Raw genomic sequence first — 11,665 nt, forward strand, 5'->3', positions numbered from 1 at the left:
ATTGATTTGTCGTAAGTCGTCGCACCCTTATGCGTTGCGGCGGCGAGCTTCGTTCGGCCCTTGATGGAGCTGCGAAGTTTCACCAGAAAAAGGAATCAGGCTTCTCATGGGCGAACTGGCCAAAGAAATCCTCCCGGTCAATATCGAAGACGAACTGAGACAGTCTTACCTCGACTACGCGATGAGCGTGATTGTCGGGCGAGCGCTGCCCGATGCGCGTGACGGCTTGAAGCCCGTGCATCGTCGCGTTCTCTATGCGATGAGCGAACTGGGCAACGACTGGAACAAGCCGTACAAGAAATCCGCCCGTGTGGTCGGTGACGTGATCGGTAAGTACCACCCGCACGGCGACACCGCGGTCTACGACACCATCGTGCGTATGGCCCAGCCGTTCTCGCTGCGCTACCTGCTGGTCGACGGCCAGGGCAACTTCGGTTCGGTGGACGGCGACAACGCCGCAGCCATGCGATACACCGAAGTGCGCATGGCCAAGCTGGCCCACGAGCTGCTGGCCGACCTGCACAAGGAGACCGTCGACTGGGTGCCCAACTACGACGGCACCGAGCAGATCCCGGCAGTCATGCCGACCCGTATTCCCAACCTGCTGGTCAACGGCTCCAGCGGTATTGCCGTGGGCATGGCGACCAACATCCCGCCGCACAACCTCGGCGAGGTCATCGATGGCTGCCTGGCACTCATCGACAACCCCGAAGTCACCATCGATGAGCTGATGCAGCACATCCCTGGCCCGGACTTCCCGACTGCCGGCCTGATCAACGGCCGCCAGGGCATCATCGAGGCCTATCGTACCGGCCGTGGTCGCATCTACATGCGTGCCCGCTCCGAGATCGAAGACATCGACAAGGTCGGTGGCCGCCAGCAGATCGTGGTTACCGAGCTGCCGTACCAGCTGAACAAGGCTCGCCTGATCGAGAAGATCGCCGAGCTGGTCAAAGAGAAGAAGATCGAAGGCATCACCGAGCTGCGCGACGAATCCGACAAGGACGGCATGCGCATCGTCATCGAGCTGCGTCGCGGCGAGGTGCCGGAGGTGGTGCTCAACAACCTCTACCAGCAAACCCAGCTGCAGAGCGTATTCGGCATCAACGTGGTGGCCCTGGTCGACGGCCGTCCGCGCCTGCTCAACCTCAAGGACCTGCTCGAAGCGTTCGTGCGTCACCGCCGTGAAGTGGTGACCCGCCGTACCGTGTTCGAGCTGCGCAAGGCCCGCGAACGCGGCCATATCCTCGAAGGCCAGGCGGTCGCGCTGTCCAACATCGACCCGGTCATCGCCCTGATCAAGGCCTCGCCGACCCCGTCCGAAGCCAAGGAGGCCCTGGTCTCCACTGCCTGGGAATCCAGTGCCGTGCAGGTCATGGTCGAGCGCGCCGGCGCCGACTCCTGCCGCCCCGAGGACCTGCCGGAGCAGTACGGCCTGCGTGAAGGCAAGTACTACCTGTCGCCGGAACAGGCCCAGGCCATTCTCGACCTGCGCCTGCACCGCCTGACCGGCCTGGAGCACGAGAAGCTGCTGGCCGAGTACCAGGAAATCCTCGAGCAGATCGGCGAGCTGATCCGCATCCTCAGCAGCGCCGAGCGCCTGATGGAAGTGATCCGCGAAGAGCTGGAAGCCATCCGCGCCGAATATGGCGATGCCCGCCGTACCGAAATCCTCGATGCGCGCCACGACCTCAACTACGGCGACATGATCCCGGAAGAAGAGCGCGTGGTGACCATCTCCCACGGCGGCTACGCCAAGACCCAGCCGCTGTCCGCCTACCAGGCCCAGCGCCGTGGCGGCAAAGGCAAGTCGGCTACCGGGGTGAAGGACGAGGACTACGTCGAGCACCTGCTGGTTGCCAACAGCCATGCCACCTTGCTGCTGTTCTCCAGCAAGGGCAAGGTGTACTGGCTGAAGACCTACGACATCCCTGAAGCGTCCCGCGCCGCCCGCGGCCGCCCGCTGGTCAACCTGTTGCCGCTGGAGGAAGGTGAGCGCATCACCGCCATGCTGCAGATCGACCTCGAGGCCCTGCAGCAGAACGCTGACGCCGACGAAGAGCTGGAGGACGCGGAAGACACCGTGCTCGAAGGCGAAGTGGTCGAGGCCGAGGAAGCGGACGAGGAAGACGGCGACACCCCTGAGTGGGTGGCCGAGCCGACCGGTGCCTACATCTTCATGGCCACCGCTTCGGGTACCGTGAAGAAGACCCCGCTGGTGCAGTTCGCCCGTCCGCGCTCCAACGGCCTGATCGCCCTGAAGCTGAAGGAAGGTGACACCCTGATCGCCGCGGCCATCACCGACGGTGCCAAGGAAGTCATGATGTTCTCCGACGCCGGCAAGGTGATCCGCTTCGCTGAAAGCGTGGTGCGCGAGATGGGCCGTAACGCCCGTGGCGTGCGCGGCATGAAGCTGGGCAAGGGCCAGCAGATCATCTCCATGCTGATCCCGGAATCCGGCGCGCAGATCCTCACCGCCTCCGAGCGTGGCTTCGGCAAGCGCACACCGCTGTCCAAGTTCCCGCGTCGCGGCCGTGGTGGCCAGGGCGTGATCGCCATGGGTACCAAGGGGCGCAATGGCCTGCTGATCGGCGCCATCCAGGTGCAGGAAGGCGAAGAGATCATGCTGATCTCCGACCAGGGCACGCTGGTGCGTACCCGCGTTGGCGAAGTGTCCAGCCTGGGCCGTAACACCCAGGGCGTGACCTTGATCAAGCTGGCTACCGACGAGACGCTGGTGGGCCTGGAGCGTATCCAGGAGCCTTCCGAGGACGAGCTCGATGATGTGATCGAGACGGACGAAGAGGGCGTCGAGGCTGAAGCGCCAGACAACGAAGAAGCTGCTGGTGCCGAAGAGGCCCCGCAGGAGTAAGCAAGCGTAAAACCCGAACGGGGCGACCAAGGTCGCCCCGTTTGACTGATTACAGCAGGCAATGCTGAGCCTCCCTTTGGTGGGGCGAGCTTTTTGTAGGAGCGGCCTTGTGTCGCGAAAGGGCTGCACAGCAGCCCCAGGATTTCAGCGGCGCTGCAAAAAGCTGGGGGCCGCTTTGCGGCCCTATCGCGACACAAGGCCGCTCCTACAAAGAGCGGTGAGTGGCCTGCAAGAAACGATTTTGTACCATTTGGCAGAGCGAGAGTGGATGTGAGCAAACGAGCCTTTAACTTCTGCGCAGGCCCTGCCGCGCTTCCTGACGCTGTTCTGCAGCGCGCCCAGGCCGAGATGCTGGATTGGCGTGGCAAGGGCTTGTCGGTGATGGAAATGAGCCATCGCAGCGACGATTACGTGGCCATCGCCGAAAAGGCCGAGCAGGACCTGCGTGACCTGCTGTCCGTCCCCTCCAACTACAAGGTGCTGTTCCTGCAGGGCGGCGCCAGCCAGCAGTTCGCTGAAATCCCGCTGAACCTGCTGCCGGAAAACGGCACCGCCGACTACATCGAAACCGGCATCTGGTCGAAAAAGGCCATCGAGGAAGGGCGCCGCTTCGGCAACGTCAACGTCGCCGCCAGCGCCAAGCCCTACGATTACCTGGCCATCCCGGGCCAGAACGAGTGGAAGCTGACCAAGAACGCTGCCTACGTGCACTATGCGTCCAACGAGACCATCGGTGGCCTGCAGTTCGACTGGGTGCCGGAAACCGGTGACGTACCCCTGGTGGTCGACATGTCGTCCGACATCCTCTCGCGCCCGATCGACGTGTCGCAGTACGGCCTGATCTACGCTGGCGCGCAGAAGAACATCGGCCCGAGCGGCCTGGTAGTGGTGATCGTGCGCGAAGACCTGCTGGGCCGCGCCCGCAGCAGCTGCCCGACCATGCTCGACTACAAGGTCTCGGCCGACAACGGCTCGATGTACAACACCCCGGCCACCTACTCCTGGTACCTCTCGGGCCTGGTGTTCGAATGGCTGAAAGAGCAGGGTGGCGTCGATGCAATGGAACAGCGCAACCGCGCCAAGAAAGACCGCCTGTACGGTTTCATCGACAGCAGCGAGTTCTACACCAACCCGATCAGCCACAACGCCCGTTCGTGGATGAACGTGCCGTTCCGCCTGGCTGACGAGCGCCTGGACAAGGCCTTCCTCGCCGGCGCCGATGCCCGTGGCCTGCTCAACCTCAAGGGCCACCGTTCGGTAGGTGGCATGCGTGCCTCCATCTACAACGCCCTGGGCCTTGAAGCAGTCGAAGCCCTGGTGGCCTACATGACCGAATTCGAGAAGGAGCACGGCTGATGTCCGAGCACGAACTGAAGGCGCTGCGCGTTCGCATCGACAGCCTCGACGAGAAGATCCTCGAGCTGATCAGCGAGCGCGCCCGTTGCGCCCAGGAAGTGGCCAAGGTCAAGACCGCCTCGCTGGCGGAAGGCGAAAAGCCGGTGTTCTACCGCCCCGAGCGTGAAGCCGCCGTGCTCAAGCGCGTGATGGAGCGCAACAAGGGCCCGCTGGACAACGAAGAGATGGCGCGGCTGTTCCGCGAAATCATGTCGTCGTGCCTGGCCCTGGAAGAGCCGCTGAAAATCGCCTACCTCGGCCCTGAAGGCACCTTCACCCAGGCCGCGGCCATGAAGCACTTCGGCCACGCGGTGATCAGCCGGCCGATGGCGGCCATCGACGAAGTGTTCCGCGAAGTGGCGGCCGGTGCCGTCAACTTCGGCGTGGTGCCGGTGGAAAACTCCACCGAAGGCGCGGTCAGCCACACCCTGGACAGCTTCCTCGAGCACGACATGGTGATTTGCGGCGAGGTCGAGCTGCGCATCCACCACCACCTGCTGGTGGGCGAGAACACCAAGACCGACAGCATCACCCGCATCTACTCCCACGCCCAGTCGCTGGCCCAGTGCCGCAAGTGGCTGGACGCGCACTACCCGAACGTGGAGCGCGTGGCCGTGTCGAGCAATGCCGAGGCGGCCAAGCGGGTCAAGGGCGAGTGGAACTCGGCGGCGATCGCCGGCGACATGGCGGCCAACCTGTACGGTTTGACTCGCCTGGCCGAAAAGATCGAAGACCGCCCGGACAACTCCACGCGCTTCCTGATGATCGGCAACCAGGAAGTGCCGCCGACCGGTGACGACAAGACCTCGATCATCGTTTCGATGAGCAACAAGCCGGGTGCCTTGCACGAGCTGCTGGTACCGTTCCACCAGAACGGCATCGACCTGACTCGCATCGAGACCCGCCCATCGCGCAGCGGCAAGTGGACCTACGTGTTCTTCATCGACTTCGTCGGCCACCACCGCGACCCGCTGATCAAGGCGGTGCTCGAGCAGATCAGCCAGGAGGCTGTGGCGCTGAAGGTGCTGGGTTCGTATCCGAAGGCGGTGCTTTGATTTGAGATGGTTGGGGCCGCTTCGCGCCCCGTCGCGACACAAGGCCGCTCCTACAGGTATTGTGCAGGCCTCGAAACTGTACTGGCCCCTGTAGGAGCGGCCTTGTGTCGCGATGGGCTGCAAGGCAGCCCCAATGGCCCTCACAGGCTGTCTAGATTTCTGAACAGGGTTCGCACCAGTGGTAAATGCAGCAAAAACCAAACCCGCACCAATCATCAACCGCCTGGTCGTGGTCGGCCTCGGCCTGATCGGTGGCTCGTTCGCCAAGGGCCTGCGTGAAAGCGGCCTGTGCCGCGAAGTGGTCGGTGTCGACCTGGACGCGCCCTCGCGCAAGCAGGCCGTGGCCCTGGGCGTGGTCGACCGCTGCGAAGAAGACCTCGCTGCCGCCTGTGTCGGTGCCGATGTCATCCAGCTGGCCGTGCCGATCCTGGCCATGGAAAAGGTACTGGCCCGCTTGGCCAAGCTTGACCTTGGCGATGCCGTCATCACCGACGTCGGCAGCGCCAAGGGCAATGTCGTGCGTGAGGCGCGTGCCGTCTTTGGGGAACGCCTGCCGCGCTTCGTCCCCGGCCACCCCATCGCAGGCTCCGAGCAGAGCGGGGTAGAGGCCTCCAACGCCACCCTGTTCCGTCGGCACAAGGTCATCCTCACGCCGCTGGCCGAAACCGACCCGGCCGCCCTGGCCCTGGTCGACCGCCTGTGGCGCGAGCTGGGCGCCGATGTGGAGCACATGTCGGTCGAACGCCACGACGAAGTGCTTGCCGCCACCAGCCACCTGCCGCATCTGCTGGCCTTCGGCCTGGTCGATTCACTGGCCAAGCGCAATGAAAACCTCGAAATCTTCCGGTACGCTGCGGGAGGCTTCCGCGATTTCACGAGAATCGCCGGCAGCGACCCGACCATGTGGCACGACATCTTTCTCGCCAACCGCGACGCTGTCCTGCGCACGCTTGATACATATCGCAGCGATCTCGACGCCTTGCGCGACGCGATCGCTGAAGGGGACGGGCACCAGCTGCTGGGTGTATTCACCCGCGCACGCGTTGCCCGCGAGCATTTCAGTAAAATCCTGGCCCGCCGGGCCTATGTGGACGCTATGAACGCCAACGATCTGATTTTCCTGACCCAACCGGGTGGCCGCCTGTCCGGGCGAATCCGCGTACCGGGCGACAAGTCGATTTCCCACCGCTCGATCATGCTCGGCTCGCTGGCCGAAGGCACCACCGAGGTCGAAGGCTTCCTCGAGGGTGAGGACGCGCTGGCGACCCTGCAGGCATTCCGTGACATGGGTGTGGTCATCGAAGGCCCCAACCACGGTCGCGTGACCATTCACGGCGTCGGCCTGCACGGCCTCAAGCCGCCACCCGGGCCGCTTTACGTGGGCAACTCGGGTACCTCGATGCGCCTGCTGTCGGGCCTGCTGGCCGGCCAGCCGTTCGACGTGACCATGACCGGCGACGCATCGCTGTCCAAGCGCCCGATGAACCGTGTGGCCAACCCGCTGCGCGAAATGGGTGCCGTGGTCGAGACCGGCCCTGAAGGCCGCCCGCCGCTGACCATCCGCGGTGGCCACAAGCTCAAGGCGCTGACCTACACGCTGCCGATGGCCAGTGCCCAGGTCAAATCCTGCCTGCTGCTGGCCGGCCTGTACGCCGAAGGCAAGACCACCGTCACCGAGCCTGCGCCAACCCGTGACCACACCGAACGCATGCTGCGCGGCTTCGGCTACAGCGTCGACAGCAACGGGCCGGTGGCCTCGCTGCAGTCCGGCGGCAAGCTCACTGCCACCCGTATCGAAGTGCCGGCCGACATTTCCTCGGCGGCGTTCTTCCTGGTGGCGGCGTCCATCGCCGAAGGCTCCGAACTGGTGCTGGAGCACGTTGGCATCAACCCGACCCGTACCGGCGTGATCGACATCCTGCGCCTGATGGGCGGTGACATTACCCTGGAAAACCAGCGTGAAGTCGGCGGCGAGCCGGTGGCCGACCTGCGTGTGCGCGGTGCCAAGCTGAAGGGTATCGACATCCCTGAAGAGCTGGTGCCACTGGCCATCGACGAGTTCCCGGTGTTGTTCGTCGCCGCTGCCTGCGCCGAAGGGCGTACCGTGCTGCGTGGTGCCGAAGAGTTGCGGGTGAAGGAATCCGACCGTATCCAGGTCATGGCCGACGGCCTGATCACCCTGGGCATCAAGTGCGAGCCGACCCCGGACGGCATCATCATCGATGGCGGCCAGTTGGGCGGCGGCGAAGTGCATGGCCACGGTGACCACCGTATCGCCATGGCCTTCAGCGTTGCCTCGCTGCGCGCCAGCGCACCGATCCGCATCCACGATTGCGCCAACGTCGCCACCTCGTTCCCCAACTTCCTGGCGCTGTGCGCCGAAGTGGGCATCCGCGTGGCGGAAGAGGGCAAGTCGTGAGTGCCCTGGCGCCGGTCATCACCATCGACGGGCCAAGCGGTTCGGGCAAGGGTACGGTCGCCGGGCTGCTGGCCCGCGAGCTGGGCTGGAGGTTGCTGGACTCTGGCGCGCTGTACCGTCTGCTGGCGTTCAACGCCAGCAACCACGGCGTCGACCTGACCAACGAAGAGTTGCTGACCAAGCTTGCCGCCCATCTGGATGTGCAGTTCATCGCTGCCGAGCCCGGTAAGCTGCAACAGATCATCCTCGAGGGCGAGGACGTCAGCAACGTCATCCGCACCGAAACCGTCGGTGCCGGTGCCTCGATGGTTGCTTCGCTGCCGGCCGTGCGTGATGCGCTGCTGGTGCGCCAGCGCGAATTCCGCGAGGCGCCGGGCCTGATTGCCGACGGCCGCGACATGGGCACCGTGGTGTTCCCGGACGCGCCGTTGAAAGTCTTCCTCACCGCCAGCGCGGAGGAGCGGGCGCGTCGCCGCTACCTGCAGTTGAAGGGCAAGGGTGAAGATGTTAGTCTGTCGAGTCTGCTGGATGAGATTCGTGCGCGTGATGAGCGTGACACCCAACGTGCAGTGGCCCCGCTGAAGCCAGCGGTCGATGCCATTCAGTTGGACTCTACCGAGTTGTCCATCGAGCAGGTGTTGCAACGTATCAGGAGCGAGATCGCACTGCGCGACCTTCTCTGATAGCCAGGAAAGCAGGCAGGGGCACCAGTCAACGTCCTGCCGGCTTTCCTTTACTTAAAACAAACCCACATTGTCTGGAATGTGGCTATGGGCGTCTGTTTCGCCCGAATCTACAGGAATTAAAATGAGCGAAAGCTTTGCAGAACTCTTTGAAGAAAGCCTGAAAACCCTCAATCTTCAGCCGGGTGCCATCATCACCGGTATCGTTGTCGACATCGACGGCGACTGGGTTACCGTACACGCTGGCCTGAAGTCCGAGGGCGTCATCCCGCTCGAGCAGTTCTACAACGAAGCTGGCGAGCTGACCATCAAGGTCGGTGACGAAGTTCACGTTGCGCTGGACGCGGTCGAAGACGGCTTTGGCGAAACCAAACTGTCCCGTGAAAAAGCCAAGCGCGCCGAGTGCTGGATTGTTCTGGAAGCAGCTTTCGCCGCCGAAGAAGTGGTCAAGGGCGTTATCAACGGTAAGGTTAAGGGCGGCTTCACTGTCGACGTTAACGGCATCCGTGCGTTCCTGCCGGGCTCCCTGGTTGATGTCCGCCCTGTGCGCGACACCACCCACCTGGAAGGCAAAGAGCTGGAATTCAAGGTCATCAAGCTGGACCAGAAGCGCAACAACGTTGTCGTTTCCCGTCGCAGCGTGCTGGAAGCCGAGAACAGCGCCGAGCGCGAAGCCCTGCTGGAAACCCTGCAGGAAGGCCAACAGGTCAAGGGTATCGTCAAGAACCTCACCGACTACGGCGCCTTCGTGGACCTGGGCGGTATCGACGGCCTGCTGCACATCACCGACATGGCTTGGAAGCGCATCAAGCACCCATCGGAAATCGTTAACGTTGGCGACGAAGTCGACGTACGCGTTCTGAAGTTCGACCGTGAGCGCAACCGCGTTTCGCTGGGTCTGAAGCAGATGGGCGAAGATCCGTGGGTAGCTATCACTGCCCGTTACCCAGAAGGTACTCGCGTACAGGCTCGCGTTACCAACCTGACCGACTACGGCTGCTTCGCTGAGCTGGAAGAAGGCGTTGAAGGTCTGGTACACGTTTCCGAAATGGACTGGACCAACAAGAACATCCACCCGTCGAAAGTCGTTCAGGTTGGCGACGAAGTGGAAGTCATGGTTCTGGACATCGACGAAGAGCGTCGTCGTATCTCCCTGGGCATCAAGCAGTGCAAGTCCAACCCATGGGAAGACTTCTCCGGCCAGTTCAACAAGGGTGACAAGATCACCGGTACCATCAAGTCGATCACCGACTTCGGTATCTTCATCGGCCTGGACGGCGGCATCGACGGTCTGGTTCACCTGTCCGACATCTCCTGGAACGAAACCGGCGAAGAGGCCGTGCGTCGTTTCAAGAAGGGCGACGAGCTGGAAACCGTTATCCTGTCGGTCGACCCAGAGCGCGAGCGCATCTCCCTGGGCATCAAGCAGCTGGAAGACGATCCGTTCTCCAACTTCGTTGCTGTCAATGACAAGGGCGCTATCGTCAAGGGCATCGTGAAAGAAGTTGACGCCAAAGGCGCCATCGTCACTCTGGCCGACGACATCGAAGCTACTCTGAAAGCTTCCGAAATCAGCCGTGACCGCGTTGAAGACGCGCGTAACGTCCTGAAGGAAGGCGAAGAGATCGAAGCCAAGATCATCAGCGTTGACCGCAAGTCCCGCGTTATCAGCCTGTCCATCAAGTCGAAGGACGATGCTGAAGAGCGCGAAGCCATCCAGAGCCTGAAAAACGCTCCGGAAGCGGCTGCCGACACCACCATGGCTGCGCTGCTGCGCGAAGCAATGGCCAAGCAGAACTGAGTTCTGTTTGATCGGTAAAAAAAGGCGACCTTCGGGTCGCCTTTTTTTTATGCTGAAAGAAGGCCATGTCGGGGGATTGTGCGATGTTGATGTTTGGCGACGTCATGGAAGGTCGCGGGCGCGATAACAATTTCCTGATCATCAGGCTGCTGGCGGCAACTGCCGTCGTGGTGGGGCATTCCTTTGCGCTCTCCTACCTGGAGTGCCTGAGTTGCACCGACCCGGGGCTGCTGCTGGGCATGCCGGTGCCCGTACATAGCCTGGGCGTGGAAGTATTCTTCATGGTCAGTGGTTTCCTGATCGCGGCCAGTGGTGAAAAAAATAGCACCCGGGATTTCTACCTGGCCCGCGCATTGCGGATCTTGCCTGGCTTGCTCGTGTGCCTGCTGCTCATGGCCTTTGTGCTAGGGCCTGTCATTACCTCGCTGCCGCTTGGTGAGTATCTTTCCCAGCGTCAGGTTTACAGGTACGTCTATAGCCCATTGCTGGTTTTCAAGGATGCCCAGTTCCTCTTGCCTGGGGTGAGCTTTACCCCGCGCCCCTATGGGGCTTCGGTCAATGGCAGCCTGTGGACCATCCCATTGGAAATGCGCATGTACGTGGTGCTGTGGCTATTGGTGCTGGTGGCCAAGGTTTGCCGGTGGCCGATGACAGGGTTGACGCTTGCCGCGTTGGTGGTTGCCCTGGGGTTGCATACCCTGCATCCAGCCTTTGCGGAGTACCCGTTCAAGCTGGTGGTGTGCTTCCTGGCAGGGGCGGTGTTCTATTCGCACCGGGCGGTGATCCCGTATACCGGCTGGCTGTTGTTTGCCTTTGTTGCGTTGTTCGTGTTGGCCAAGGGTGGGCGCCTTGAGGTTTTTGCGTTTGCCGTTCTGACGATGTACGGCACGTTGTATGTAGCTTATTGCCCGCAGTTGAAGCTTCCTTCGTTTGTGGAGGATTACTCGTACGGTATCTACCTGTATGCATTTCCGATCCAGCAAGTGTTGGCATGGGCGATGCCATGGGCCGGGCCTTACTGGCTGATGTTGGCTGCCGTGCCGGCGTCCTGGTTGGCGGGGTATGTGTCGTGGGGGTTGGTAGAGAAGCCTGCCTTGGCGATGCGCAAACGCTTTTCCCGAGCGGGTTCGCAGCAATTGGCATAGGCGTCTGATAACGCTGTGCCAGTTCTCCGGAAACCGGCGCGATCCCTCTGTGGGAGCGGGTTCACCCGCGAACACCGGCGTAGCCGGTGCCATCCATGGCATCACCTGCTCCCACAGAAGGTGGTGTAGCCTTCAATGCATGTGCTGCCTCAGTGGTATAACGGTGTGCCCAACTCTCCAGAAACGGGCGCATTCCCCTGTGGGAGATTACCCAGCCCTTTGGGCTGCGCTGTCGCGCAGAGAACAAATATCGCTCGTCTGACGCGTCCTTTGTAGGAGCAGCCTTGTGCTGCGA

The 11,665-nt window shown here is 62.4% G+C and carries 7 protein-coding genes; all 7 read left to right on the forward strand.

Features of this window, described 5'->3' with window-relative positions:
* The first annotated feature begins 106 nt into the window (after positions 1-106).
* The 7 genes from gyrA (at position 107) to ACGLHT_RS26680 (ending at position 11,370) form a co-directional block, all read left to right on the forward strand.
* On the forward strand, positions 107-2,872 hold the full coding sequence (gyrA, locus tag ACGLHT_RS26650) for a DNA gyrase subunit A (RefSeq protein ID WP_274121094.1): 2,766 nt from the start codon (positions 107-109) through the stop codon (positions 2,870-2,872).
* A gap of 270 nt (positions 2,873-3,142) precedes the next feature.
* On the forward strand, positions 3,143-4,228 hold the full coding sequence (gene serC / locus ACGLHT_RS26655) for a 3-phosphoserine/phosphohydroxythreonine transaminase (protein ID WP_025338101.1): 1,086 nt from the start codon (positions 3,143-3,145) through the stop codon (positions 4,226-4,228).
* Positions 4,228-5,322, forward strand: a complete 1,095-nt coding sequence (pheA, locus tag ACGLHT_RS26660; RefSeq protein ID WP_013971453.1) for a prephenate dehydratase — start codon at positions 4,228-4,230, stop codon at positions 5,320-5,322. The genes serC and pheA overlap by 1 nt, the downstream gene beginning before the upstream one ends.
* 211 nt (positions 5,323-5,533) lie before the next feature.
* Entirely contained in the window at positions 5,534-7,741 is a 2,208-nt protein-coding gene (locus tag ACGLHT_RS26665) for a bifunctional prephenate dehydrogenase/3-phosphoshikimate 1-carboxyvinyltransferase (RefSeq protein ID WP_274121096.1), read from the forward strand.
* Positions 7,738-8,424 (forward strand): (d)CMP kinase, encoded by a 687-nt coding sequence (cmk, locus tag ACGLHT_RS26670; RefSeq protein ID WP_003260862.1) that lies wholly within the window; start codon positions 7,738-7,740, stop codon positions 8,422-8,424. The genes ACGLHT_RS26665 and cmk overlap by 4 nt, the downstream gene beginning before the upstream one ends.
* Positions 8,425-8,548: 124 nt before the next feature.
* Complete coding sequence (rpsA, locus tag ACGLHT_RS26675) at positions 8,549-10,225, forward strand: 30S ribosomal protein S1 (protein ID WP_003252673.1); 1,677 nt, start codon at positions 8,549-8,551, stop codon at positions 10,223-10,225.
* 83 nt (positions 10,226-10,308) lie between these two features.
* Positions 10,309-11,370 (forward strand): acyltransferase, encoded by a 1,062-nt coding sequence (locus ACGLHT_RS26680; RefSeq protein ID WP_274121095.1) that lies wholly within the window; start codon positions 10,309-10,311, stop codon positions 11,368-11,370.
* Positions 11,371-11,665: the final 295 nt, after the last annotated feature.

The sequence above is a fragment of the Pseudomonas sp. PsB genome, assembly GCF_043658375.1.
GTDB classification, from domain to species: Bacteria; Pseudomonadota; Gammaproteobacteria; order Pseudomonadales; family Pseudomonadaceae; genus Aquipseudomonas; species Aquipseudomonas putida_Z.

Excerpts from the sequence above, each read along its gene's own strand:
- rpsA (WP_003252673.1), top strand. The coding sequence starts at position 8,549 with ATGAGCGAAAGCTTTGCAGAACTCTTTGAAGAAAGCCTGAAAACCCTC.
- ACGLHT_RS26680 (WP_274121095.1), top strand. The coding sequence starts at position 10,309 with ATGTTGATGTTTGGCGACGTCATGGAAGGTCGCGGGCGCGATAACAAT.
- gyrA (WP_274121094.1), top strand. The coding sequence starts at position 107 with ATGGGCGAACTGGCCAAAGAAATCCTCCCGGTCAATATCGAAGACGAA.
- pheA (WP_013971453.1), top strand. The coding sequence starts at position 4,228 with ATGTCCGAGCACGAACTGAAGGCGCTGCGCGTTCGCATCGACAGCCTC.